General features: G+C 63.6%; 23 protein-coding genes, 1 tRNA gene and 1 riboswitch. Of the genes, 15 read left to right on the top strand and 9 right to left on the bottom strand.

Annotation, left to right across the window (positions count from 1 at the left end; genetic code table 11):
• The first annotated feature begins 2 nt into the window (after positions 1 to 2).
• From phnL to Q1A85_RS09695, 3 genes are all read left to right on the top strand, one after another.
• A complete protein-coding gene (gene phnL / locus Q1A85_RS09685) occupies positions 3 to 686 on the top strand; it encodes a phosphonate C-P lyase system protein PhnL (protein ID WP_299687812.1) in 684 nt (227 codons plus the stop codon).
• Entirely contained in the window at positions 683 to 1234 is a 552-nt protein-coding gene (gene phnN, locus Q1A85_RS09690; RefSeq protein ID WP_299687815.1) for a phosphonate metabolism protein/1,5-bisphosphokinase (PRPP-forming) PhnN, read from the top strand. Before phnL ends, phnN begins: the two co-directional genes overlap by 4 nt.
• Before the next feature lie 64 nt (positions 1235 to 1298).
• The gene (locus Q1A85_RS09695; protein ID WP_299687818.1) at positions 1299 to 2486 is read left to right on the top strand and encodes an alpha-D-ribose 1-methylphosphonate 5-triphosphate diphosphatase; all 1188 of its coding nucleotides are present in this window, start codon (positions 1299 to 1301) and stop codon (positions 2484 to 2486) included.
• 112 nt (positions 2487 to 2598) lie between these two features.
• On the opposite strand, the gene Q1A85_RS09700 is transcribed toward Q1A85_RS09695, so the two are convergent.
• Positions 2599 to 2688, bottom strand: a tRNA-Ser gene (locus tag Q1A85_RS09700).
• 414 nt (positions 2689 to 3102) lie between these two features.
• Entirely contained in the window at positions 3103 to 4200 is a 1098-nt protein-coding gene (gene ychF, locus Q1A85_RS09705; RefSeq protein ID WP_299688588.1) for a redox-regulated ATPase YchF, read from the bottom strand.
• Between the two features lie 127 nt (positions 4201 to 4327).
• Between ychF and trpA the strand changes: the two genes are divergently transcribed.
• Positions 4328 to 5122, top strand: a complete 795-nt coding sequence (gene trpA, locus Q1A85_RS09710) for a tryptophan synthase subunit alpha (RefSeq protein WP_299687820.1) — start codon at positions 4328 to 4330, stop codon at positions 5120 to 5122.
• A gap of 183 nt (positions 5123 to 5305) precedes the next feature.
• Entirely contained in the window at positions 5306 to 5671 is a 366-nt protein-coding gene (locus Q1A85_RS09715) for a hypothetical protein (protein WP_299687823.1), read from the top strand.
• Here the strand turns inward: Q1A85_RS09715 and Q1A85_RS09720 are convergent.
• The 3 genes from Q1A85_RS09720 to Q1A85_RS09730 form a co-directional block, all read right to left on the bottom strand.
• A complete protein-coding gene (locus Q1A85_RS09720; protein WP_299687826.1) occupies positions 5654 to 6295 on the bottom strand; it encodes a (d)CMP kinase in 642 nt (213 codons plus the stop codon). The two genes, Q1A85_RS09715 and Q1A85_RS09720, sit on opposite strands and share 18 nt — an antisense overlap.
• A gap of 3 nt (positions 6296 to 6298) precedes the next feature.
• Positions 6299 to 7651 carry a 3-phosphoshikimate 1-carboxyvinyltransferase gene (gene aroA, locus Q1A85_RS09725; RefSeq protein ID WP_299687828.1) on the bottom strand — a complete coding sequence of 451 codons (1353 nt, stop codon included), beginning with the start codon at positions 7649 to 7651 and terminating at the stop codon, positions 6299 to 6301.
• A gap of 66 nt (positions 7652 to 7717) precedes the next feature.
• On the bottom strand, positions 7718 to 8845 hold the full coding sequence (locus tag Q1A85_RS09730; protein ID WP_299687831.1) for an aminotransferase class V-fold PLP-dependent enzyme: 1128 nt from the start codon (positions 8843 to 8845) through the stop codon (positions 7718 to 7720).
• Positions 8846 to 9091: 246 nt separating this feature from the next.
• Here Q1A85_RS09730 and Q1A85_RS09735 point away from each other — a divergent pair, with 246 nt between their 5' ends.
• Positions 9092 to 10081: a hypothetical protein gene (locus Q1A85_RS09735; protein WP_299687834.1), complete on the top strand. Its 990-nt coding sequence runs from the start codon at positions 9092 to 9094 to the stop codon at positions 10079 to 10081.
• Positions 10082 to 10773: 692 nt separating this feature from the next.
• Here the strand turns inward: Q1A85_RS09735 and Q1A85_RS09740 are convergent.
• The 3 genes from Q1A85_RS09740 to Q1A85_RS09750 all read right to left on the bottom strand — a co-directional run bounded on the left by Q1A85_RS09740 (position 10774) and on the right by Q1A85_RS09750 (position 12486).
• Complete coding sequence (locus Q1A85_RS09740) at positions 10774 to 11481, bottom strand: GGDEF domain-containing protein (protein WP_299687836.1); 708 nt, start codon at positions 11479 to 11481, stop codon at positions 10774 to 10776.
• 85 nt (positions 11482 to 11566) lie between these two features.
• Positions 11567 to 12034, bottom strand: a complete 468-nt coding sequence (locus tag Q1A85_RS09745; RefSeq protein ID WP_299687839.1) for an Lrp/AsnC family transcriptional regulator — start codon at positions 12032 to 12034, stop codon at positions 11567 to 11569.
• Positions 12031 to 12486, bottom strand: coding sequence for an Lrp/AsnC family transcriptional regulator (locus Q1A85_RS09750; RefSeq protein ID WP_299687842.1), 456 nt, complete (start codon positions 12484 to 12486; stop codon positions 12031 to 12033). Before Q1A85_RS09750 ends, Q1A85_RS09745 begins: the two co-directional genes overlap by 4 nt.
• Positions 12487 to 12618: 132 nt before the next feature.
• Here Q1A85_RS09750 and ilvC point away from each other — a divergent pair, with 132 nt between their 5' ends.
• From ilvC to Q1A85_RS09780, 6 genes are all read left to right on the top strand, one after another.
• Positions 12619 to 13641, top strand: coding sequence for a ketol-acid reductoisomerase (ilvC, locus tag Q1A85_RS09755; RefSeq protein WP_299687845.1), 1023 nt, complete (start codon positions 12619 to 12621; stop codon positions 13639 to 13641).
• A gap of 220 nt (positions 13642 to 13861) precedes the next feature.
• Positions 13862 to 14278, top strand: coding sequence for a VOC family protein (locus tag Q1A85_RS09760; protein WP_299687848.1), 417 nt, complete (start codon positions 13862 to 13864; stop codon positions 14276 to 14278).
• A gap of 83 nt (positions 14279 to 14361) precedes the next feature.
• Positions 14362 to 14446, top strand: a riboswitch (glycine riboswitch).
• 161 nt (positions 14447 to 14607) lie between these two features.
• Positions 14608 to 15732, top strand: coding sequence for a glycine cleavage system aminomethyltransferase GcvT (gene gcvT / locus Q1A85_RS09765; RefSeq protein ID WP_299687851.1), 1125 nt, complete (start codon positions 14608 to 14610; stop codon positions 15730 to 15732).
• A gap of 17 nt (positions 15733 to 15749) precedes the next feature.
• Positions 15750 to 16109 (top strand): glycine cleavage system protein GcvH, encoded by a 360-nt coding sequence (gene gcvH / locus Q1A85_RS09770; RefSeq protein ID WP_299687854.1) that lies wholly within the window; start codon positions 15750 to 15752, stop codon positions 16107 to 16109.
• Positions 16110 to 16119: 10 nt separating this feature from the next.
• Positions 16120 to 18957 carry an aminomethyl-transferring glycine dehydrogenase gene (gene gcvP, locus Q1A85_RS09775; protein WP_299687857.1) on the top strand — a complete coding sequence of 946 codons (2838 nt, stop codon included), beginning with the start codon at positions 16120 to 16122 and terminating at the stop codon, positions 18955 to 18957.
• Between the two features lie 74 nt (positions 18958 to 19031).
• On the top strand, positions 19032 to 19916 hold the full coding sequence (locus Q1A85_RS09780) for a LysR substrate-binding domain-containing protein (RefSeq protein WP_299687860.1): 885 nt from the start codon (positions 19032 to 19034) through the stop codon (positions 19914 to 19916).
• On the opposite strand, the gene Q1A85_RS09785 is transcribed toward Q1A85_RS09780, so the two are convergent.
• Positions 19906 to 20862 carry an alpha/beta hydrolase gene (locus Q1A85_RS09785; protein ID WP_299687863.1) on the bottom strand — a complete coding sequence of 319 codons (957 nt, stop codon included), beginning with the start codon at positions 20860 to 20862 and terminating at the stop codon, positions 19906 to 19908. The two genes, Q1A85_RS09780 and Q1A85_RS09785, sit on opposite strands and share 11 nt — an antisense overlap.
• A gap of 146 nt (positions 20863 to 21008) precedes the next feature.
• On the opposite strand from Q1A85_RS09785, the gene Q1A85_RS09790 reads away from it, so the two are divergent.
• The 3 genes from Q1A85_RS09790 (at position 21009) to Q1A85_RS09800 (ending at position 23968) form a co-directional block, all read left to right on the top strand.
• Entirely contained in the window at positions 21009 to 21971 is a 963-nt protein-coding gene (locus tag Q1A85_RS09790) for a tripartite tricarboxylate transporter substrate binding protein (protein WP_299687866.1), read from the top strand.
• Positions 21972 to 22038: 67 nt separating this feature from the next.
• Positions 22039 to 23544 (top strand): tripartite tricarboxylate transporter permease, encoded by a 1506-nt coding sequence (locus Q1A85_RS09795; protein ID WP_299687869.1) that lies wholly within the window; start codon positions 22039 to 22041, stop codon positions 23542 to 23544.
• Positions 23537 to 23968, top strand: a complete 432-nt coding sequence (locus Q1A85_RS09800; protein WP_299687871.1) for a tripartite tricarboxylate transporter TctB family protein — start codon at positions 23537 to 23539, stop codon at positions 23966 to 23968. The genes Q1A85_RS09795 and Q1A85_RS09800 overlap by 8 nt, the downstream gene beginning before the upstream one ends.
• Positions 23969 to 23970: the final 2 nt, after the last annotated feature.

Below are 23970 nucleotides of genomic sequence, written 5' to 3' on the forward strand. Positions count from 1 at the left end.
AGATGATTGAACTCAACAATGTCGCCAAGACTTTTACCCTGCACAATCAGGGCAGTGCAGTGATCGAGGTGCTGCGCGGCGTGTTCCTGTCCGTCGCCCAAGGTGAATGTGTGGCGCTGACCGGTGCCTCCGGGGCCGGCAAATCAACGCTGATGCGGATGATCTACGGCAACTACCTGACCCAAGGCGGCGCAATCCGCATCGGCGGCGTTGATCTGGTGCAGGCAGAACCGCGCGAGATCATCCGGCTGCGGCGTGAGGTGCTGGGCTATGTCAGCCAGTTTCTGCGCGTTGTCCCCCGCGTGCCGACACTGGACGTGGTGGCCGAACCGCTGCGCGCCGTCGGCGTGCCGCCGGACGCGGCGCTGGCGCGCGCCCGGTCCCTTCTGCAACAGCTCAACATTCCCGAACGCCTGTGGACGCTCTCGCCCACCACCTTTTCCGGCGGCGAACAGCAGCGGGTGAACATTGCGCGCGGCTTTGCCCATCCCTATCCGGCGATGCTGCTGGACGAACCTACCGCCAGCCTCGATGCCGCCAACCGCGAGGTCGTGCTGGCGCTGATCGAAGAGGCCAAGGCACAGGGCACCGCGATCATCGGCATCTTCCACGACGAGGCGGCCCGCGCCCGCGTGTGCGACCGCGAGATCGACGTCAGCGGCTTTACCCCGGGGATGGCCGCATGACCCAAGGGCGTCTTATCGCTGTTGTCGGACCGTCCGGCGTGGGCAAGGACAGCGTGATGGCCGGCATCCACGATGCCATGCCGGGCCTGCATCTGGTGCGCCGCGTGATCACCCGCACACCGGGCCTGGGTGGCGAAGACTATGACGGTGTGACCATGGCGCAGTTCGATGACATGGTCGCCAACGGGGCATTTGCCGTGCATTGGGGCGCACATGGGCTGCACTACGGCGTGCCGGTCAGCGTCAAATACCAGCTAAACAGAGGCGCCGATTGCCTTGTGAACTTTTCCCGTTCAGCGCTGGCGCAGGCCGCCGACGCCTTTCCCCGCCTTCTGGTGCTCAACCTCACGGCCGCGCCTGCGACGCTGGCCCGTCGTCTGGCAGCACGCGGGCGCGAAACCGAAGATGACATAGAAAAACGTCTGTTACAGGCGCACAAGCCGCTGCCCCCCGGACTGGACGTCCTTCACGTGGCCAACGATGGGCCCCTGCCGGAAACTGTCGCGCGCGCAACCGCGCTTTTGCAGCCTGCACGGGTGTCGGGATGATGTGGCGCATCCGCATGTCACCCCGCACCGGTACCACACGCAATCCGCAGATTGAGAGCATGACATGAATTCTCCCTTCTCCACGTCCACATTGGCGCAAGGTGACCAAAGCGCGGGCGATCTGTGCCTCGCCAATGCGCAACTGGTGCTGCCCGATCAGGTGCTGACCGGTGCCCTCACGATCGAAAACGGCGTCATCACCGACATCACCGAAGGGGACGCCGTGCCCACAGGTGCGGTGGATTGCCGGGCCGATCTGGTCCTTCCGGGTCTGGTTGAACTGCACACCGACAATCTTGAACGACATATCGAGCCGCGCCCATCCGTGGACTGGCCGCATTTACCCGCCCTCATCGCCCATGACGCTGAACTCGCCTCGACCGGGATCACAACCGTGTTCGATGCCATGCGCGTGGGGTCCATCCACGGGGGCAAGGGGCGCTATATCGACTATGCGCGCACCCTTGCGGATGAACTGTTGGCTGCACGGGCGGCGGGACTGTTCAAAATCAGCCATTTCTTGCATCTGCGGGCCGAAATCTGTTCCGAAACCCTGCTGGAGGAACTCGCCGCCTTTGGCACCGAGGACCGCGTCGGCATTGTCAGCCTGATGGACCACACACCGGGCCAGCGCCAGTTCCGCGATCTCGATGTGCTGAAAACATATGTCGCAAAAAAACGGGGCATGACCGACGCTGAATTTGCGGACCATGTGCAGAACCTGCTGGGCTTGCAGGACCGCTTTGGCGCGCGTCACGAGGCCGGTGCCGTGACCGAAGCGGCGCGCCTTGGCGCCGTGCTGGCCAGCCACGATGACACCACACCCGACCATGTTGCGACGTCCGCCGGAAACGGCGTCGGCTTTGCGGAATTCCCGACAACGCCGGAGGCGGCAGAGGCCTGCCGCACCCACGACATCGCCGTGATGATGGGCGCGCCGAACCTGATCCGGGGGGGCTCGCATTCGGGCAATGTCGCAGCAGAGGATCTGGCCAAGGCCGACCTTCTGGACATCGTGTCTTCTGACTATGTGCCCTCCGCTCTGCTGCTGTCGGCATTTCGGCTTGCCACGCTGTGGAACGACCTGCCCCGCGCCATTGCAACCGTCACCAGCAATCCCGCCAAGGCCGCACGCCTGACCGACCGCGGCGCCCTGCGCGCCGGTCTGCGCGGCGATGTCCTGCGCGTGCATCACAGCGGTGCTGCACATCTGCTCCGAGGTGTCTGGAGCCGCGGCCTCCGCGCAAGTTGACATCCCGCCGTGCGTGGCGCTGCGCCTGTTTTTTGGCACGCTAGCGAAAAACCGGACCGCGCCCGGACACGGCATTTAGCCGCCCGGTCAAAAGCATCGTTCAAACGGGGAATGGCGGAGACGAAGGGATTCGAACCCTCGAGACCCTTCCGGGCCTACTCCCTTAGCAGGGGAGCGCCTTCGACCACTCGGCCACGTCTCCGCCGACGTGAATACGGGGGAGGCGCTGGAAGCACAAGTGGAATAATCCTGCGGAATTGATCCTGTCGGTGGCTGCGGCACGGACCTGCTCGCCTGCCCGGGCGCTGCGTGTGCCTTGACGGTCGCAAGCGCGCCACACGGCGTATCCCCGCCCCCTTTTTGTTTCCAACCGAACATGGGGCCGCCGCTGGCGGTTCCCACGCAAAGCGTTGCGGCCCGGCGCTCAGGTTGCGCAACACGGTCGCCCGTTACGTCAGCACGAGCCAGCCCGCGGCATCCCCGATCTGTGGACAGAACTCTGCACCAGTCCACCGGTCCTTGCAGGCGGTGCAACGCATGTCCACCTGCATGAATGCGCCAGTTTGCACCGCGCACCCACCACGCCAAACAAGAGGATCAAGACCAGCGGATCGATTTACGTATTGAACAGGAAATGCATCACGTCGCCGTCCTTGACGACATAGCCTTTGCCCTCTGCGCGCATTTTGCCCGCGTCCTTGGCGGCCTGTTCACCCCCCAGACCGACAAAATCGTCATAGGCAATTGTCTCGGCGCGGATGAACCCTTTTTCGAAATCACCGTGGATCACGCCTGCCGCTTTCGGGGCTGTGGTCCCGGTACGGATCGTCCATGCGCGCGCCTCCTTGGGACCTACGGTAAAGTATGTCTCAAGATGCAGCAGGTCGTACCCTGCACGGATAAGCCGGTCGAGACCGGCCTCGGACAGGCCCATCTCTTCGAGGAACATATCCGCCTCGTCCGGTTCCAACTGGCTGATTTCCTCTTCGATCTGGGCGGATATGACGACGTGGCTGTTGCCCTGTGCCGCCGCCATCTCGGCCACGGCTGCCGAATGGGCATTGCCGCTGGCCGCCTCTGCCTCACCGACATTGCAAACATAAAGAACCGGTTTTGTCGTGAGCAGCTGCAACATGGTCCACGCCTTGGCGTCCTCGGCATCCACATTGACCACGCGGGCGGGTTTGCCATCTTCGAGGGCCGCCAGCGCCAGTTTCATCAGGCGCTCTTGCTGGACCGCTTCCTTGTCGCCGCCACGGATCTTGCGGACGATGTTTTGCAGGCGCTTTTCGATGCTTTCGATATCGGCCAGCATCAATTCGGTCTCGATGGTTTCCGCATCTGCCACAGGGTCGACACGCCCCTCCACGTGGGTCACATCGCCGTCCTCGAAACAGCGCAGGACATGGGCAATGGCATCCACCTCGCGGATGTTGGCCAGAAACTGATTGCCCAGCCCCTCGCCCTTGGACGCGCCTTTGACAAGGCCCGCAATGTCCACAAAGGTCATGCGGGTGGGAATGACGGATTTCGACGCGGCAATGGCGGCCAGCTTGTCCAGACGGTCATCTGGCACGGCGACTTCACCCACATTGGGCTCAATGGTGCAAAAGGGAAAGTTTGCCGCCTGTGCCGCTGCCGTCTTGGTCAGCGCGTTAAAAAGCGTGGACTTGCCCACATTCGGCAGGCCCACAATGCCCATCTTGAAACCCATGTTGCGCCCCTCTTGTCGCGATCCGCTTGCTTCTAGCAGGACCGGGCACAGGCGCAAGCCGCAGCGCAGCCCTTGCGTTTCGGCCTTGGCTGGGCCAAGGGAGGCCGACCAAAAGGGAGAGGCAGTCATGGCCACGCGGATCGACGCAAAATTCGCATCGCTCAAGGCAGAGGGGCGCAAAGCATTTGTGGCCTACGTCATGGCGGGCGATCCCGATTACGACAGGTCGCTGGAATTGGTCCGTGGCCTGCCCGGCGCAGGTGTGGACGTGATCGAACTGGGTCTGCCCTTTACCGATCCGATGGCCGACGGTCCCACCATCCAACTGGCCGGGCAACGCGCGCTGGCCGCCGGTATGACGCTGGAACGTACGCTGGAACTGGCCCGCGCCTTCCGGCAGCAGGACGACACGACACCCATCGTGCTGATGGGCTATTACAACCCAATCTATTCGCGCGGCGTGGATCGGTTTCTTGCCGATGCCAAGGACGCCGGAATCGACGGCTTGATCGTGGTGGACCTGCCCCCCGAAGAAGACAGCGAATTGTGCCTGCCCGCGCAGGCGGCGGGCATGAACTTTATCCGTTTGGCGACGCCCACAACCGATGACAAACGCCTGCCCCGCGTGCTGCAAAACACGTCCGGCTTTGTCTATTATGTCTCCATCACCGGCATCACCGGCGCCGCCGAGGCGCAGGCTGGCGATGTCGGCCCCGAAGTGGCCCGGATCAAGGCCGCGACAGACCTGCCGGTCATCGTGGGTTTTGGCATCAACACCCCGGAAAAGGCGCGCGGCATCGCCAGCATCGCCGACGGCGCGGTGGTGGGCTCGGCCATCGTCGGCCGGGTGGGCGCCGGGGACCCGGTGGACGACGTCCTGTCCTTTGTCGCGTCTCTGGCGGAAGGCGCGCACAGCGCCTGATCCAGATGAACGGTGTCCAGATTTTCCCGCGCAGCGGGAAATAACTGAATACGTTGAATATTCTCGAAAATGTGCGACACTTGGCGCTAACTCACGTCACTCTTAAAAAATACAATGTTGCCGCCGAACCCGACTGCACATCAAGTCTCCGAGCACTTGCTCGATTTGACAGGCCATGCACTGATGAGTGGCGACCTGTCCGCCTTTGCGGACGCGATCACCTTTCCCTACGAGCTTGAGACCAGCAACAGCAAACGGCTGTACCACGCGCTCGACGAATTTGAGGAAGTTTTTCAAGCGGTTCATGAGCATCTCAAACAGATGCGCGTGACCATCCTTGCCCGTCATTGCGTGGCGGCTGCGTTTCGCAATCCGGATGAAATCGTGGCGACGCATGAAACGCGACTGATCAGCGATGGCCTGCTGATCGAAGATCCGTTCCCAACGCTGTCCATACTTGTGCGTACCGAATCCGGTGCGTGGAAAGTGCGAACGTCATCCTATTATGTGCCAGACGATTCGCTCTATCACTCAGCGCTCGACCGGTAGCCCCCGCGCTGCGCGGGCCTGTGCCACGATGTCGATGGCAGCGGCCACGGCGTCCGTGATGCTCATGTCTGAGGTGTCCAGCACATGCGCGTCGTCCGCCGGGCGCATCGGGGCTGCGGCCCGTTCCGCATCGCGGGCATCGCGGGCACGTACATCCCGCAACACCGTCTCAAGCGTGGTGTCATCACCACGGGCCAGCAATTCGGCGTGGCGGCGCGCGGCGCGCACTGTGTCCGAGGCCGTGACGAACAGCTTGGCCTCCGCCTGCGGGCAAATCACCGTGCAGATGTCGCGCCCGTCCAGCACCGCGCCCCCGGCGCGCCGGGCAAAGGCGCGCTGAAAATCCAGCAACGCGGCGCGCACTTCTGGCATCACCGCCACCTTGCTGGCGGCTTGTGCCACTTGGGCTGTGCGCAGGTCATCCCGTTCCAGCGCGTCCGGGACAAGTGCCCGCGCGGCCTTGATCGGGTCTGCGCCGTCCAGCGTCTGCGCGCCCACCGCGCGGTACAAAAGACCCGTGTCGAGATGCGCCAGCCCGAACCGCTGCGCCAGTGCGCGCGACACGGTGCCCTTTCCGGCGGCGGCAGGCCCGTCAATGGCCACGGTGAACGGTGCGGTCGACATCGCTCAGGCGTTGTCCCGGCGCACCTGCGCGCCCAGCCCGCCCATCAGCGGCTCAAAGATCGGAAAGGACGTGGCGATGGGGCCGCCATCATCGACCGACATGGGTTTGGCCGTGGCCATCCCCATAACAAGGAACGACATAGCGATGCGGTGGTCCAAATGGCTCGCCGCCGTGGCCCCGCCGGGCACATTGCCGTGCCCCAGCCCTGTGACTATCCACCAATCGGGGCCATCCTCAACCGTAACACCGGCGGCGCGCAGGCCCGTGGCCATCGCATCAATGCGGTCGCTTTCCTTGACGCGCAGCTCCTTGACCCCCGGCATATGCGTCTGGCCACTGGCAAAGCAAGCCACGACCGACAGCACCGGGTATTCGTCAATCATGCTCGCCGCCCGTTCCGCTGGCACTTCGATGCCCGTTAGGTCCGGGGAAAAGCGGGCGCGCAGGTCCGCCACAGGCTCGCCGCCCTCTTCGCGCATGTTCTCATATTGCAGGTCCGCGCCCATCTCGCGCAGCGTGGCAAACAGCCCCGCCCGCGTCGGGTTCAGCCCGATATTGGGCACCAGCACATCCGATCCGGGCACGATCAGCGCCGCACAGACAGGAAACGCCGCCGAGGATGGGTCGCGCGGCACAACAATGTGCTGCGGTTTCAACTCGGGCTGACCTTTCAGTGTGATCACCCGGCCTTCGTCGGTCTCTTCGGTGCGGATGTCCGCGCCGAAACCCGCCATCATACGTTCGGTGTGATCGCGCGTCGCCTCCGCTTCGATGACAACCGTCTCGCCGGGCGCGTTCAGCCCCGCAAACAGCACTGCCGACTTAACCTGCGCCGACGGCACCGGAACCGTATAGCGCACCGGCACCGGGTCCGCCGCGCCGACAATGGTCATCGGCAACCGCCCCTGCGCGCGCCCCACGGCCTGCGCGCCAAACAGCGCCAGCGGGTCCGTGACCCGCGCCATCGGGCGCTTGTTCAGGCTCGCATCACCGGTAAAGGTCGCAGTGATGGGCGCGGTCGCCATCGCCCCCATGATCAGCCGCACGCCCGTGCCCGAATTGCCGCAATCAATCACTTGATCCGGCTCGGCAAAGCCGCCGACACCCACACCATGGATCGACCAGTTGCCACCGCCATGGTTGATCACCTCGGCGCCAAAGGCCTGCATGGCCTTGCCTGTGTCCAGCACATCCTGCCCTTCGAGCAGACCGGATACCGTCGTTTCCCCGACACTCAGCGCACCAAGGATCAGCGACCGGTGCGAGATCGACTTGTCGCCGGGCACCTCGGCCACGCCCGACAAGGGCCCGCAGGGCGAAGAAGTCATCGGGATCGGGGCGCCGTGGCTGGACATGTTTGGCCTCGCAAGAATTCAGTCGCGCGCACACCTACCGCCCGCGCAGCCCAGCGTCCAGAGCCGCTATAGCACCTGATCGACCACACGCTTGAGCCGCGCCACCGTGCCGTCCACATCATACAGCTTGTCCAAACCAAACAGGCCCAGCCGGAAGGTTCGGAAATCCGCAGGCTCATCACATTGGAGCGGCACGCCCGCCGCGATCTGCATCCCTTCGGCCGCGAACCGCTTGCCGGTCTGGATGTCGGGATCCGCCGTGTAGCTGACCACAACGCCCGGCGCACCAAACCCGTCGGCGGCGACCGACACGACGCCTTTGCCCGCCAGCATCGCGCGCACCGCATCACCCAGCGCCCATTGGGCATCCTTGAGCCGGTCAAAGCCGTATTCCTGCGTCTCTTTCATCGTGTCGCGGAAATCGCGCAGCGCGTCCGTGGGCATGGTCGCGTGGTACGCGTGTCCGCCGCCCTCATAGGCCGCCATGATCTGGTGCCACTTCTTGAGGTCGATGGCGAAACTGTCCGATGTCGTCTCGTCCATGCGCGCCACAGCGCGCGCCGACAGCATCACAAGGCCCGCACAAGGCGAGGCGCTCCAGCCCTTTTGCGGGGCCGAGATCAGCACATCGACCCCAAGTGCGCGCATATCGATCCACGCACAGCCCGACGCGATGCAATCCAGCACCATCAACGCACCCACCTCATGTGCGGCGGCGGCCATCTGCGCCACATAGGCATCCGGCAGGATCACCCCGGCGCTGGTCTCTACATGCGGGGCAAAGACCACTTGCGGTTTTTGCTCGCGGATCGTGGCCACCACATCCTCGATCGGTGCGGGCGCAAAGGGGGACGGGGACGCGTTGCCCACCTGCCGCGCCTTCAGCACCGTAGTGTTGCCAGTCAGCCCGCCGGTCTCGAAGATCTGCGACCACCGGTAGGAAAACCACCCGTTCCGCACCACCAACACCTCTGCGTCACGGCCAAACTGACGTGCGACAGCCTCCATTCCGAACGTGCCACCGCCGGGCACCACCACAACGGCATCCGCTGCGTAGACGTCTTTCAGCATGGACGAAATGTCGTTCATCACGCCTTGGAACGCTGCGCTCATATGGTTCAGCGACCGGTCCGTGAATACGACCGAAAACTCTTCGAGCCCCTGCGGGTCGACGGTATCAAGCAATGCTGCCATGGTGTCCTCCTCTTTGAGCGTTGGCTTAGCGTGCGGGGCGGGCGGCGGCAAAGTCTATGTGGGTATACAATCCGCCGGATTGTCTGCGGCGTGACGCCGATGGGAACGGTTTTTGCACCATCGGCGCAAGATGTACTTTTTCCGCCCTCTGTGCGACGCTTGCTATGGTTTGATCGGTTTACTCTTTGATGCCGCGACAGAGCGCCTGCCTGTCTCGGCAAGGACGCATTTCACGAGGGGGCCACCATGCGCCTGTTATTGCTATTCCTTTTTATGCTCTCATGGCCACAAGCCGGGCACGCGCAACAGCGTTGCACCGACCATACGCAAGGCAGCACGTTTCTGGCCCCGGTGCAGTTTGACTGTGATCGCGACGCCCGGGCCTACATGCTCGAAGGGTTCGACCTGCAATTTGAAAACGGCGATCACAAACCGCACATGATCGTCGTCGCGATTGCCACCGACAATCTGAACAGGTTTCTCGAACGGTCGCGCGCCGGTGGCCGCACCTATGCCAGACGCTCCAATGGCATGGTCGTCGGCTTCAACGACGAAAACGGCGGTGATCGGTTTTCCGCAACCGTATCGGCAAGCTCGATGAACAATTGGGCGACTGTCGCCTACCCTGTCCACGAGGCGTTCCTGCACGGCTGTTACAGAAACTGCCAGTTGCGCGCGCCGGTCGGCTGGGGCCCGGACGACGTGGCGGTCTTGCGTGGGTTTGCCTTTTTGCGGGGCCGGACCGTGGATGACAACATCCACGAAATTTACGTGTCACTGCCCCAAAACTGCGCCGAAGGCGAGTGTGTGGTGAACACCAGCCTGCGGGACAAAAGCGGCGATGACCAGTTTTCGGCATTGGTCCAGTACAGCATCATTCCCCGTGCCATTGTCGAGGATACCCATCTGCGGCAAAGCACCGAGTTCGACAAAGAGGCGGTGCTGCGCGACCGGCGGGTCTGGTGGTTCGGGGGGCGGGATCGCGCATTTGCGATACGTGGTTTTAGTTTCAGTTTTATCGAAAGGAGCCGTTCGTCAAATTCACGGCGCACCGACCGGTTTTTGGGGCGGTTGCAGATGATCATAAACCCGCTGTTCAACGTTTTGTCCGTCATGATGCGGGACGGCGGTGATGACAACTCGGTCAACCCAACCCGGTACAGTGTCGCATATTACGAGCTTGTGACCGGCGGGCTGCACCCGGTCGCATATCCCGAAGGGTATCCGCGCCGCTGACAGGGCACGGATTGTCGACAGCTACGCGCCAGCCGCCGCATCTGCGATTGGCCTGTTTGCCCGCCAAGGAACGACCGCACACGGCGCTTTCATCTCCTGCCCTCTGTGCGCTCACGGGGCGCATCGGGACGCAAACCACGCGCAGTCCTCTAACCTCTGCGCCCGGGGTCACACGCACAGACATGAACGTCACCTCAAAGCCCGACACCCGCGCCAGCGCACATGAATCCGCACCACCAGACAATCGCTCCGGCACTTTCTCCGACGGCAACAGAACATTCACCCAAACCCCAACACCCGCACCAGCGCACACAATGCCACAACGCCAGACAATCGCTCAGGCACTTTCTCCGACGGCAACAGGACATTCACCCAAAGCCCGGCACCGTGCCAGCGCACACAAAGCCACAACGCCAGACAATCGCTCAGACGCTGTCTCCCACGGCAACAGGACGCTCACCCAAAGCCCGGCACCCGCACCAGCGCACACAAAGCTCCACCCCCAAACAATCGCTCAGGCGCTGTCTCCCACGGCAACAGGACGCTCACCCAAAGCCCGGCACCCGCACCAGCGCACACAAAGCTCCATCCCCAGACAATCGCTCAGGCGCTGTCTCCCACGGCAACAGGACGCTCGCGCAAAGCCCGGCACCCGCATCAGCGCACACAAAGCCACAACGCCAGACAATCGCTCAGGCACTTTCTCCGACGGCAACAGGACGCTCGCCTGTCACAGGAAACATCCGCACCTGATTGCGCCCCCCGCTCTTGGCACGGTACAGCGCGTCATCCGCGCGCTGAATGGCCACCTCGATATGGTCCGTCGCCGCCTTGAGCGACCCACCGATAGAGACCGTGACGCCAAGCGTCGTGCCCGCCTCATCAATCGGGCTGTTGGCCACACGCGCGCGCAAACGCTCCGCCATGGCGGCACCCACATCGTGATCCGCATCCGCGAGAAAGACCACAAACTCCTCCCCACCAAACCGGCACACGATGTCATTGGACCGCACCGTTTCCTGCAACAGCTGCGCCACATGCGAAATGACCCGGTCCCCGGTCAGATGCCCATAGGTGTCATTCACCCGCTTGAAAAAATCGATATCGATCATCAGCGAGATTCCATAGGCTTCGGGTTCCTGCGCCATCCGCGTGAAAAAGAAATCGCGCGTGGCCACATCCGTCAGCCTGTCCCGCTCCACCAGCCGCCGCAATTCCTCGGACAGACGGACATTTTCGCGGATCTTGGCCCCCACGAACACACAAGTGGGAAAGGACACCAACGTCACGATGATGATCGTGCCCGGCACCGTGCGGGACAGAATCGCGTCCGGGAAAATCAGGTAGTTCAGGGCCACCGCACACACCATCGAAATCACGGTCACAACGACCGAGAACATGACGACATCCCTGACACTTTCAATTTTCACATATCACCCGATGCGCTGCTGGCCGACCTTGTAACGCAAGCGTCTGACCCAAAGGTTAACCGCCCCCCTGCAAGGGCCCGGGACGACGCTCTTCACTCAAAAGCACATTCGCCTCCACCTCACCCGCGCCGGGCAGTGTCATAATCCGCCGCCGCAACACGCGCTCGAAATCCGGCAAATCACGCGCCACGACACGCAGCCGGTAATCGTACAGCCCCAGCACATGTTCCACCGTCTGCACCTCCGGAATGGCCCCCACGGCGCGTTCGAAATCCTCAAGGCTCACCCGCCCCTTGGTGGCCAGCTTCACCCCCAGAAACACCGTCACACCAAATCCAAGCCGCTCGCGGTCCAGCACCAGCCGCTGGCCCTTGATCACACCGGCCTCCCGCAACCGCCTGATCCGCCGCCACGCCGCAGGCTGCGACAGCCCACAGGCCCGGCCCACAGCCCCGGCCCCCTGCCCCGCATCCTGCGCAAGCAGCGTCAGGATCGCACGGTCGGTGTCGTCAATCTCGATCACAACGGCAGCGCCTCATCACTCTTGATCCGCGCCACCTGCATCAATGCCTCGATATCCGCGATATGTGGCAGGGTCAGGATGCGACTGCGGTAAAGGTGCTGATAATGCCCCATGTCCCGCGCAATCACCGACAGGCGCACATCGACACGGCCCAGAAACGTCTGGATCTCGATCACCTCGGGCACGTCGCGTGCGGCGGCGATAAAGGCATCAAACGCCCCGCCCTGCGTCTTGTCCAGCGTCACGCGCAGGCTCACCTCCACCGCATAGCCCAATGCGGCCCAGTCGATCACCGCCTGTACGCCCTTCACCAGCCCCGCGTCCCGCAGCTTGGCCTGACGGCGCGCCAACTGCCCCGCGCTGACGCGCGCCCGTTCGGCCAGTTCCGCAGGCCCCAGCGTCGGGTCAGCCTGCCATTGCCGCAAAATTCGTCTGTCCACATCATCCAGCATGATTTCACCGCATATCGCCTGAATGACGAATGATCTACCCTTCTTCTCTTTCCAAATACTCAAAATCCAACGCTGACCACCCCGATAAACGCGCCTATAACGCACCCCAGATACAACCCCGGAGGACCCGATATGCGCGTCTACTACGATCGCGATTGCGACATTAACCTGATCAAGGACATGAACGTGGCCATCCTCGGCTACGGCTCCCAAGGGCACGCCCATGCCCTCAACCTGCGTGACAGCGGCGCCAAGAATGTTGTTGTGGCGCTGCGCGACGGCTCGCCCTCCATCGCCAAGGCCGAAGGCGAAGGCCTCAAAACCATGGGCATCGCCGAAGCCGCCGCATGGGCCGACCTGATCATGTTCACCATGCCCGATGAATTGCAGGCCGAAACCTACAAAAAATACGTCCACGACAACATCCGCGAAGGCGCGGCCATCGCCTTTGCCCACGGTCTGAACGTCCACTTTGGCCTCATCGAGCCCAAAGAAGGCATCGACGTGGTGATGATGGCCCCCAAAGGCCCCGGCCACACCGTGCGCGGCGAATATGTCAAAGGCGGCGGCGTGCCCTGCCTTGTCGCCGTGGACAAAGACGCATCGGGCCGCGCGCTCGAGATTGGCCTCAGCTATTGCTCCGCCATCGGTGGCGGTCGCTCGGGCATCATCGAGACCAACTTCCGCGAGGAATGCGAAACCGACCTCTTCGGCGAACAGGCCGTGCTCTGTGGTGGTCTGGTCGAACTGATCCGCATGGGCTTTGAGACGCTGGTCGAGGCGGGCTACGCCCCCGAAATGGCCTATTTCGAGTGTCTGCACGAGGTGAAGCTGATCGTGGACCTGATCTACGAAGGCGGCATTGCCAACATGAACTATTCGATCTCCAATACGGCTGAGTATGGCGAATATGTCTCCGGCCCCCGCGTCCTGCCCTATGACGAGACCAAGGCCCGGATGAAGGCGATCCTGACCGATATCCAGACCGGCAAATTCGTGCGTGACTTCATGCAGGAAAACGCCGTTGGCCAGCCTTTCTTCAAGGGCACGCGCCGGATCAACGACGAACACCAGATCGAAGCCACGGGCGAAACCCTGCGCGGCATGATGCCGTGGATTTCCGCAGGCAAGATGGTCGACAAGTCCAAGAACTGATCCCCACCAGGGACAGTGAACGGAGCGCCCGGATCGGGCGCTCCGTTTTTTTGTGCAAGGGCTGCGCCCTGTGGCCCGTCGCGGGGACATGCAGGCACCGCCCTGCGCGCCTGCCTCTGGAACGTTTCTCTCGCCCCTTGCGCTGCGCGGCGTTGCGTTGTCCGGTCCCGATGCAGTAGCTTTGGCACATCGCCTCATCACCGCAAAAGGACACCGGCCCATGATTTCCTACGTCACTGTCGGGGCGGACGACATCGCCCGTGCCAAACGGTTTTACGCAGCCTTCCTGCCAGCCCTCGGCTACGGCTTGGAAGAGGGTGCCGAAGGGCTCAGCTACGCCCTGCCGGTCGAAGCGGGTCAGCGCCCTGTTTTGCCGGATTTTTATGTCAAACCCACCTTTGACGGTCGTCCCGCCTCTGCCGGGAACGGGTCGATGGTCGCCTTTGAGGCGCGCACCCAGCAGCAGGTCCGCGACCTGCACGCCGCAGCGCTGGCCGCCGGTGGCACAGACGAAGGCCAGCCCGGATTTCGCGCCGCCTATGGGCCGCATTTCTTTGTCAGCTACCTGCGCGACCCCCAAGGCAACAAGATTGCCCTGTATTCCAGCGACCCCAACGAACCCGGACGCGACGGGTAACACCGCCCACCCCTGCGCCCGCCCGGCAGGTTCGGGAAATTTCACTTGCCAGCCGAACCACGTTTCCGATACGAAACATGCAGCGTTTGACGTTGGGAGAACCAGACAACTGGTGCCGAAGGAGCAACTGCCTCGGAAACTCTCAGGCCACAGGACCAATGTCGAACCCCAAGACTCTGGAGAGTGATGCCCCGTGCATCCGCCGAAGGGATAATGATCTCAGGCACCCAAGACAGAGGAGGCACCGACGCGCAGGCCATGTCCCGCGCGCAATGTGGTGCCGCTTGATTTGACCCAAATCTCGTCGGCTTGGAAAAGGCGAATGAGACATGTCCGACCTCAGGCAGACCCCGCTTCATGCACTCCATCTGTCCATGGGGGCCAAGATGGTGCCCTTTGCCGGATACGACATGCCCGTCCAATACGGCCTTGGCGTGATGAAAGAGCATCTTCACACCCGCGCAAAGGCGGGGCTGTTCGACGTCAGCCACATGGGGCAGGTGATCGTGCTGGGCAACACTTTTGCGGCGGCTGCGCGCGGGCTCGAAGGGCTGATCCCCGTCGATATTCTGGGCCTCGGGCTGAACCGCCAGCGCTATGGGTTCTTTACCAACGATGCAGGCGGGATCGACGACGATCTGATGCTGGCCAATCGCGGCGATCACGTCTTTGTCGTGGTCAACGCGGCCTGCAAAACGGCGGACATCGCGCGCATGAAGGCCGCGCTGGAACCTGCTGTTACAGTGACGGAAATCACGGACCGTGCGCTGCTGGCCCTTCAGGGGCCTGCCTCTGAACAGGTGCTGGCGACGCTTGATGCGCGCGCCGCCCACATGGCCTTTATGGACGTGGCCACGCTGTCGCTGAACGGGGTCGAGGCGTGGGTGTCCCGCTCGGGCTACACCGGCGAGGACGGCTACGAAATTTCGGTCCCCGCCGACGCAGCCGAGGCGCTGGCCCGCACCCTGCTCGACCACCCGGATGTCGAAGCCATCGGGCTGGGCGCACGCGACTCGCTGCGGCTCGAGGCGGGGCTGTGCCTTTATGGGCACGACATCGACACCACCACCTCCCCGGTCGAGGCCGGGCTGACATGGGCCATCCAAAAAACCCGCCGCGGCGGAGGCGACCGGTCCGGAGGCTTCCCCGGTTCCGCAAAAATCCTGCACCAGATCGAAAACGGCGCCAGCCGCAAACGCGTGGGGCTGCTGCCCGAAGGGCGTGCGCCCATGCGCGACTCTGTGCCGCTGTTCGATGCCGAAGACAGCGCCGACCCCATCGGCACCATCACATCCGGCGGCTTTGGCCCCACGGTCGGCGGCCCAGTCGCCATGGGCTATGTCGCCACGCAGCACGCCACAGCCGGCACCACGCTCTATGGCGAATTGCGCGGCAAACGCCTGCCGCTGACCGTCACAAAACTGCCGTTCACACCCGCCAATTTCAAACGATAAACCAGAGAGGGAAACCAATGAAATACACCGAAGAACACGAATGGCTGCGCGCCGACGGGGATGTCTACGTGGTGGGCATCACCGAACACGCCACCACACAGCTGGGCGATCTGGTTTTTGTCGAACTCCCCGATGTGGGCGCAAGCGTCAGCAAGGACGATGAGATCGTCGTGATCGAAAGCGTAAAGGCCGCCTCGGACATCATGGCCCCCGTCGATGGTGAAATCACCGAGGTGAACACCGACCTTGCCGACGACCCCAGCCTCGCCAACAGCGATCCGCTGGGCAAGGGCTGGTTTTTCAAGATCAAGCCATCCGACACCTCCCAACTGGACGGCCTGATGGACGAAGCCGCCTATAACGCACTGATCGGCTGAGGAACGCACCGTGACTTTCAAACCCACCGACTACCTGCCCTATGATTTCGCGAACCGCCGCCATATCGGGCCATCCCCCGCCGAAATGGACGAGATGCTGCAAGTGGTGGGGGCGAAGGACCTCGACACCCTGATCGACGACACGATCCCGCCCCAGATCCGGCAAAAGGAACCGCTCGACTTTGGCAAGGCCAAGTCCGAGCGCGAACTTTTACACCACATGCGCGTGACCGCCTCCAAGAACAAGGTGCTGACTTCGCTGATTGGCCAAGGCTATCACGGCACGGTCACGCCCCCCGCGATCCAGCGCAACATCCTCGAAAACCCGGCGTGGTACACCGCCTACACGCCCTATCAGCCCGAGATTTCGCAAGGCCGACTTGAGGCGCTGCTGAACTACCAGACCATGGTGTCGGACCTAACCGGGCTCGAAATTGCCAATGCCTCGCTGCTGGACGAGGCCACCGCCTGCGCCGAAGCCATGACCATGGCGCAGCGCGTCAGCAAGTCCAAGACCACCGGGTTCTTTGTCGATGAAAACTGCCACCCGCAGAACATCGCTGTGATGAAAACCCGCGCGGCACCGCTTGGGATCGAGGTGATCGTGGGCAACCCCGACGACATCGGCTCTTTTGCTGTGTTCGGCGCGATCTTTCAGTATCCCGGCACGCATGGTCACCTGCGCGATTTCACCGATATCATCACAGGGCTGCACGCCGAAAAGGGTATCGCCATTGTGTCGGCTGACCCGCTGGCGCTGACATTGCTCAAGGAACCGGGCGCCATGGGCGCCGACATAGCCGTGGGCAGCACGCAGCGCTTTGGCGTGCCCATGGGATATGGCGGCCCGCACGCCGCCTACATGGCGACCAAGGCCGCATATGCGCGCAACATGCCGGGCCGCATCGTGGGCGTGTCGGTCGACAGTCTGGGCAACCGCGCCTACCGGCTGTCGCTGCAAACCCGCGAACAGCACATCCGCCGGGAAAAGGCGACGTCGAACGTCTGCACCGCCCAAGCCCTGTTGGCCGTCATGGCCGGGTTCTATGGCGTGTTCCATGGCCCCGAGGGCCTCAAGGCCATCGCCCAGCGCATCCACCGCAAGACCGCGCGGCTGGCCGAGGGGTTGAAACAGGCGGGCTTTGACGTGCGTCCCGCCACTTTCTTTGACACCATCACCGTCGAGGTCGGCCCATTGCAGGCCGCCGTGATGAAGTCGGCTGTGGACGAGGGCGTCAACCTGCGCGCCGTGGGAACGACCAAGGTCGGCATCACTCTGGACGAGGCCACGCGCCCAGAGATCATCGAAAAGGTCTGGCGCGCCTTTGGCATCGACCGGCAGGACAAGGACTATACGCCTCACTACAACATGCCGGACAAGCTGATCCGCACATCCGACTTTATGACCCACCCGATCTTTCACATGAACCGGGCCGAAACCGAAATGATGCGCTACATGCGCCGTCTGGCGGACCGTGATCTGGCGCTGGACCGGGCGATGATCCCGCTGGGGTCCTGCACGATGAAGCTGAACTCTGCCGCTGAAATGATGCCGGTGAGCTGGCGCGAATTTTCCCTGCTGCACCCCTATTGCCCCAAGGATCAGGCGGCAGGCTACACCGAACTGATCGACGATCTGTCGGCCAAGCTGTGCGATATCACCGGCTATGATGCGATTTCGATGCAGCCCAATTCGGGCGCGCAGGGCGAATATGCGGGCCTCTTGACCATCGCCAGCTATCACCGCGCGCAAGGACAGGGGCACCGCAACATCTGCCTCATCCCAATGAGCGCGCATGGCACCAACCCCGCCTCGGCGCAGATGGTCGGCTGGAAGGTCGTGCCGGTGAAATCGGCCGAGAATGGCGACATTGATCTGGACGACTTCCGCGCCAAGGTCGACGCACATCGCGACACCCTCGCAGGCTGCATGATCACCTATCCCTCGACCCATGGCGTGTTCGAGGAAACGGTGATCGAGGTGTGTGAGATCACGCACGAGGCGGGCGGTCAGGTCTATATCGACGGGGCCAACATGAACGCCATGGTGGGCCTGTCGCGCCCCGGCGATCTGGGTGGCGACGTGAGCCACCTGAACCTGCACAAGACGTTTTGCATTCCCCACGGTGGCGGCGGTCCCGGCATGGGTCCCATCGGGGTCAAGGCGCACCTGACCGATCACCTGCCGGGCGATCCCAACGGCGGCGACGGCGCGGTGAGTGCTGCGGCCTTTGGCTCGCCGTCGCTCCTGCCGATCTCATGGGCCTATTGCCTGATGATGGGCGGGGACGGGCTGACCCAAGCGACGCGGGTGGCGATCCTGAACGCCAACTACATCGCCAAGCGGCTCGAAGGGGCCTTTGACGTGCTCTACAAGGGGCCGACAGGCCGCGTGGCGCATGAATGCATCATCGACACCCGCCCCTTTGCCGACAGTGCCCACGTGACCGTGGATGACATTGCCAAGCGTCTGGCCGATTGCGGATTTCACGCGCCCACCATGTCGTGGCCGGTGGCGGGCACCCTGATGATCGAGCCGACAGAATCCGAGACCAAGGCCGAACTGGACCGCTTCTGCGACGCGATGCTGGGCATCCGCGCCGAGATCGAGGCGATCGAAGACGGCAGCATGGACCCGGATAACAACCCGCTCAAGAACGCGCCACACACGATGGAAGACCTCGTGCGGGACTGGGACCGCCCCTACAGCCGCGAGGCCGGGTGCTTTCCCACCGGCTCGTTCCGGGTGGACAAGTATTGGCCGCCCGTGAACCGCGTCGACAACGTGTGGGGCGACCGCAACCTGTCCTGCACCTGCCCGCCGATGGAAGATTACGCCGCCGAATAGGCGCACCGGGGGGCGGCGCGCCCGCCCCCTCGCCCCCCTCGCCCCCTCCGGTGGGCCGTGCTAAGCCTGCGGCCATGAACCTGAGGCAATTTCAGATCTTTGCCGTGCTGGCCGAAGAGCTGCACTTTGGCCGCGCCGCCGAAAAGCTGCACCTCGCCCAACCCGCCCTGTCCAGCCAGATCAAGGCGCTGGAATATGATCTGGGCGTGTCGCTGTTTCACCGCACAACCCGCCGCGTGCGCCTGACCGCCGCCGGTGAGGCGCTGTTGCCCGAGGCGCTCGCCACCATCGCCCAGGCCGAAGCGGCGGTGCGCATCACCCGCGCCGTGGGCACGACCGGGGCCGACACGCTGAAACTGGGCGGCGTGGATTCAGCGACTGCGGGCCTCCTGCCCAGCGTGATCCGCGCCTTCCGCTCCGCGCATCCGGACGTGGCCCTCAAGGTGTTCGAAATGCTGTCCGGTCCCGCCTTCAACATGCTGGAAAGCCGCGCGCTCGACATCGCCTTTGTGCGCAAGCCGTCGCGCGTGGATCACCTGACGTCGCGCCTCGCCTTGTCGGAACCGGTGGTTGCCGCACTCGCCGTGGGCCACCCCAAGGCCCGCCAGACCCACCTGTCCGCCGACGATATCCGCGATGAACAACTGGTCCTGTCCAGCCGCGCCAGCCGCCCGATCCTGTTCGACGAAATCGTCAGCTACCTGCGCGCGCGCAACGTTGAGCCGAACATCCTGCAAGAGGCGACCGAACGGCACATGATCATCGCCATGGTCGCCTCCGGCCTTGGCATCTCGCTTGTGCCGGAATGGGTCAGCAAGTTCCGCCGCGACGACGTGGTCTTCATCCCGCTCAAAGACGGCGGCCCCACGGTCAATGTCCACGCCGTCTGGCGCAGCGACGAACGGCTGCAAACCGTCCACGATTTCATCGACCTGCTGCCCGCAACCCTCACGGCGTAGCGGCCAGCGCGCCCGCTTCTGCCAATGCGTCGTCAAAGAAGCTGCCAAAGGCCTCCGCAACCTCGTCGGGCCGCTCTTCGGCCAGATAATGCCCACCCTCCAGCGCCCAGCCCCGCACATCCCGCGCCCGTTCGCGCCACAGCGCAAGGCAGTCGAAATGCCGCTCAATCGCGCCAAACCGGCCCCACAAGGTCAACAGCGGCACCTCCAGCAGACCGGCATCCGCATCATCATGGTCCGCGTCGATTGTGACCGCCGCGCGGTAATCCTCGCAAGACCCGTGGATGACCGCAGGATCGCGAAACGCGATCAGGTACTCCTCCAATGCCTGCCGGGCAAAGGGGCGCAAGCCCGCCGACCCCGACCCGCATTTCTTGAGCCAATAGGCATCGCTCTCACGTTCAATCAGAAATTCCGGGAACGGATGCGCCTGCGTCAGCCAGTACCAGTGCCAATAGGTCTGGGCAAAACCGCTGTCGGCATCGCGGTACATCTCGCGCGTGGGCGCAATGTCCAGCGCCGCCAGCGCCACCACCCGGTCCGGATGATCCAGCGCCAGCCGGTGCGACACCCGCGCGCCCCGGTCATGCGCCCCGATGCAGAATCGTTCGTGCCCCAGCGCCTGCATCAGCGCCACCATGTCATCCGCCGTCGCACGCTTGGAATAGGCCGCGTGGCTGGTGTCAGAGGCCGGTTTGTGCGACTGCCCATAGCCCCGCAAATCGGCGCACACGACCGAAAACCGCTGCGCCAGAACCGGGGCCACCCGGTGCCACATCGCCGATGTCTGCGGATAGCCATGCAACAACAGCAGCGGCGGGCCAGAGCCCGCATAGCGGCAAAAGACCGACCCGCCCGGCACCGCAACATGCTCTGCCGTGAACCCGTCGAAAAACGTGTCCGCCGGGGCGGCAGCCGCCAGTGCGGCCTTGGCATCAAGAAGCATGTGAACCCCGTCATGGATAAGAATTGCGGCGCACCATAGGCCGGGATTGCCAATCCATTAATAGCAAAAAATATATAAATATTTTGCGCTCAATTTCAGCACCCTGTCGGCTCTAGAACCTCTCCAACCGATGGGAGGACACCAGCATGACACCACTTAACAGACGCCAGTTCGGACAGGGCCTGATCGCAGTATCCGCGCTCAGCGCGCCGGGCATCCTGCGCGCCCAAAGCTTTCCAAGCCGCGCGATCAATTACATCATCCCCTTCAACCCCGGCGGCGAAAGCGACGTGACCGCACGCTTTCAACAGCCCTTTTTCGAGGCGATCACCGGCCAAAGCGTCGTGATCCAGTCCAAACCGGGCGCAGGCGGGGCCACCGCATGGGCGCAACTCAATGGGTTCGAACCCGACGGCCACACGATTATGAACACCATCGTACCGCACACCGTTCTGCAACCGGCGATGAAGGACGTGGGCTATCAGACGGCGGACATCAACAACGTCTTTTTCTTCCACTACACACCCGACGCGGTGGTGGTAAAGGCCGACAGCCCCTACCAGTCATTGCAGGACCTGATCGACGACGCCAAGGCCAATCCGGGGCGCGTCACCTTTGGCGGTTCGGGCACCAACACAGCCAATCATCTGGCGTCCGAAATCTTTGCGGATATGACCGACACCACAACCACCTACATCCCGTTCAAAGGCTCTGCGCCTGCGATGACGGCGGTGCTGGGTGGCCAGATCGCCGCCGCGATGAGCTACACGACCCAAGGGGTCAAGGCGGGCGAACAGGTGCGCACGCTGGCCGTGGCCACCAATGAACGCGTGGCGGCCCTGCCCGACGCGCCGACCTTCAAGGAACTGGGCTTTGACCATGTGGGCGGTGCCTATCGCGGTGTGGCGGTGCCTGCGGGCACGCCGGGCGATATCCAGCAGCGCCTGTCCGACATCCTCCAAGAGATCAACGCGACCCCCGATTTCCAAGCGCAGATGACGGCAGCGGGCTACGAGGTGATCGACGTGCCGCTGGCCGACATCCCGGCCTTTATCAAAGAGCGCAAGGCCGCCTACGGCCCCGCCATAGAGCGTCTGAAATCCGCCTGACACGCCCCGTGACCCTGTGCGCCCGGTCTTTGGGTGCGCGGGGTCCTTTTTTGTTTGTGAGGCCCCGATGCTGGACGCCCTTCTTTCGGCAGCGACGCCGTTCAACCTGATGCTTGCGCTGGTGGGCGTCGTGCTGGGCACCGTCATCGGCGCGTTGCCGGGGCTGTCGGCCACCATGGCCGTCGCGGTGCTGGTGCCGTTTACCTTCACGATGGACCCTGCCTCGGGGCTGATCGCGCTGGGTGCGGTCTATACCGGCGCGATTTATGGTGGGGCCTATGCCGCCATCCTCGTGAACACGCCCGGCACGCCTGCGGCCATTGCCACGGCGCTTGACGGCTTTCCCATGGCGAAACGGGGCGACGGGGATCTTGCGGTCACGATTTCCTGCTTTGCCTCTGCCTTTGGCGGCATGGTGGGGGCGCTGGCCCTGCTGGTGGTTGCACCACCACTGGCGACCATCGCGCTCAAATTCGGGCCGGTGGAGTATTTCTGGCTCGCCATCTTTGGCCTGTCGCTGATCGCGGTGCTGTCCAAGGGCGCGACGCTCAAAGGGTTGATCGGCGGCTGTCTGGGCCTTGGCCTGTCGACCATCGGATCGGCTGTGGTGGGCGGCGACGTCCGCTTTACCTTTGGCAACCCGGTGTTGCTGGGCGGCATCCACATCATCCCCGCGCTCATCGGCCTGTATTGCGTGCCGGTCCTGCTGAACATGGTGGCCACCGACGACCCCCATATCGAGCGGGCGGCCACCGGGCGCGGCACCCGCATTGCCGAAGCGTTGGGCCTCATGTGGCGCTCCAAGGTCAACCTCGTGCGCAGTTCTGTGGTGGGGACGGTTGTGGGTATTCTGCCTGCGGCGGGCGGTGCCGTCGCGGGCCTTGTCGCCTATTCCGAGGCGCGGCGCACCTCGCGCCACAAGGACCAGTTCGGCAAAGGGGCCGCCGATGGCGTGATCGCGTCGGAATCGGCCAATTCCGCGACCGTGGGCGGTGGGTTTGTGCCGACGCTGGTGCTGGGCATCCCCGGCACCCCGCCCGACGCGATCATCCTTGGCGCGCTGATGGTGCAGGGCATCCGCGTCGGTCCGCAGCTTTTTGTCGAACAGGCCAGCACCGTCTACACGTTTATCTTTGGGCTGCTCTTTGCGACGGTGCTGATGATCCCCGTGGGGCTGATGATCGGGCGGACGGCGTTCCGCACCATCTCATCGATCCCCAAGGCCGTGCTGGCCCCGGCCATCGGCGTGCTGATTATGATCGGTGCCTTCGCCGTGGAACAGAACCCCACCCACGTGGTGATGATGGTCGCCCTCGGGGCCATGGCGTGGGTGCTGCTCAAGTTTGGGTTCGAAGCCTCCCCCATCGTGCTGGGTCTCATCCTCGGACCCATCGCGGAACAGGGGTTTGTGCAGGGCTACCTGATCGGCAACGCCTCGGGCAACATCTGGGGCGAGTTCTTTGGCCGCCCCATATCCATCGCCATCATCGGGTTCACCCTGCTTACCCTGCTCTGGCCGCTCTGGTCCGACCGCAAGGCGCGCGCCACGCAAAAGGGGTCGCTCTATGAATAGGTTCCTGCACCGCGACATCGCCGCCGCCGCCGGGTTGCTGGCCTTGGGCGGCTACGCCCTGTGGGAGGCACAGTCGATGTCCGTCTTTGGCGCGATCTTTCCGCAACTGGCGGGCGCAGGCATGGTGCTGGGCGCGATCCTGCTGGCGCTGCGCGCCCTGATCTGGTCCCCCGCCCTGCCCACAAATACCGGCACCGTTCTGCGCCCTCTTCTGATGCTGGCGGCGCTGGCCGCTTGGGCGATCCTGCTGCCTGTCACGGGCTTTGTCGCAACCTCTGTCGTGGGGGCCGGTGTCTGCATGATCATCGCGCAGCAACATGCCGTGCCGTTCCGCACCCTCGCTCTGCAAGGCGCGGGCCTCACAGCCCTTGTCCTGCTGGTGGCACTGCTCTTTGGCCGCCTGCTCAACGTCCCTTTGCCCTGAGG

The organism is uncultured Tateyamaria sp. (genome assembly GCF_947503385.1).
Classification (GTDB): domain Bacteria; phylum Pseudomonadota; class Alphaproteobacteria; order Rhodobacterales; family Rhodobacteraceae; genus Tateyamaria.

What these genes read in the sequence shown, in the direction of transcription:
- Q1A85_RS09715 (WP_299687823.1), top strand. Translation starts at nt 5,306, where the DNA reads ATGAGTGGCGACCTGTCCGCCTTTGCGGACGCGATCACCTTTCCCTAC.
- Q1A85_RS09735 (WP_299687834.1), top strand. Translation starts at nt 9,092, where the DNA reads ATGCGCCTGTTATTGCTATTCCTTTTTATGCTCTCATGGCCACAAGCC.
- Q1A85_RS09695 (WP_299687818.1), top strand. Translation starts at nt 1,299, where the DNA reads ATGAATTCTCCCTTCTCCACGTCCACATTGGCGCAAGGTGACCAAAGC.
- trpA (WP_299687820.1), top strand. Translation starts at nt 4,328, where the DNA reads ATGGCCACGCGGATCGACGCAAAATTCGCATCGCTCAAGGCAGAGGGG.
- phnL (WP_299687812.1), top strand. Translation starts at nt 3, where the DNA reads ATGATTGAACTCAACAATGTCGCCAAGACTTTTACCCTGCACAATCAG.
- Q1A85_RS09720 (WP_299687826.1), bottom strand. Translation starts at nt 6,295, where the DNA reads ATGTCGACCGCACCGTTCACCGTGGCCATTGACGGGCCTGCCGCCGCC.
- Q1A85_RS09760 (WP_299687848.1), top strand. Translation starts at nt 13,862, where the DNA reads ATGATTTCCTACGTCACTGTCGGGGCGGACGACATCGCCCGTGCCAAA.
- Q1A85_RS09795 (WP_299687869.1), top strand. Translation starts at nt 22,039, where the DNA reads ATGCTGGACGCCCTTCTTTCGGCAGCGACGCCGTTCAACCTGATGCTT.
- phnN (WP_299687815.1), top strand. Translation starts at nt 683, where the DNA reads ATGACCCAAGGGCGTCTTATCGCTGTTGTCGGACCGTCCGGCGTGGGC.
- Q1A85_RS09780 (WP_299687860.1), top strand. Translation starts at nt 19,032, where the DNA reads ATGAACCTGAGGCAATTTCAGATCTTTGCCGTGCTGGCCGAAGAGCTG.
- ychF (WP_299688588.1), bottom strand. Translation starts at nt 4,200, where the DNA reads ATGGGTTTCAAGATGGGCATTGTGGGCCTGCCGAATGTGGGCAAGTCC.
- Q1A85_RS09785 (WP_299687863.1), bottom strand. Translation starts at nt 20,862, where the DNA reads ATGCTTCTTGATGCCAAGGCCGCACTGGCGGCTGCCGCCCCGGCGGAC.
- Q1A85_RS09750 (WP_299687842.1), bottom strand. Translation starts at nt 12,486, where the DNA reads ATGCTGGATGATGTGGACAGACGAATTTTGCGGCAATGGCAGGCTGAC.
- Q1A85_RS09730 (WP_299687831.1), bottom strand. Translation starts at nt 8,845, where the DNA reads ATGGCAGCATTGCTTGATACCGTCGACCCGCAGGGGCTCGAAGAGTTT.
- aroA (WP_299687828.1), bottom strand. Translation starts at nt 7,651, where the DNA reads ATGTCCAGCCACGGCGCCCCGATCCCGATGACTTCTTCGCCCTGCGGG.
- Q1A85_RS09790 (WP_299687866.1), top strand. Translation starts at nt 21,009, where the DNA reads ATGACACCACTTAACAGACGCCAGTTCGGACAGGGCCTGATCGCAGTA.
- Q1A85_RS09800 (WP_299687871.1), top strand. Translation starts at nt 23,537, where the DNA reads ATGAATAGGTTCCTGCACCGCGACATCGCCGCCGCCGCCGGGTTGCTG.
- Q1A85_RS09740 (WP_299687836.1), bottom strand. Translation starts at nt 11,481, where the DNA reads ATGTTCTCGGTCGTTGTGACCGTGATTTCGATGGTGTGTGCGGTGGCC.
- gcvT (WP_299687851.1), top strand. Translation starts at nt 14,608, where the DNA reads ATGTCCGACCTCAGGCAGACCCCGCTTCATGCACTCCATCTGTCCATG.
- gcvH (WP_299687854.1), top strand. Translation starts at nt 15,750, where the DNA reads ATGAAATACACCGAAGAACACGAATGGCTGCGCGCCGACGGGGATGTC.
- ilvC (WP_299687845.1), top strand. Translation starts at nt 12,619, where the DNA reads ATGCGCGTCTACTACGATCGCGATTGCGACATTAACCTGATCAAGGAC.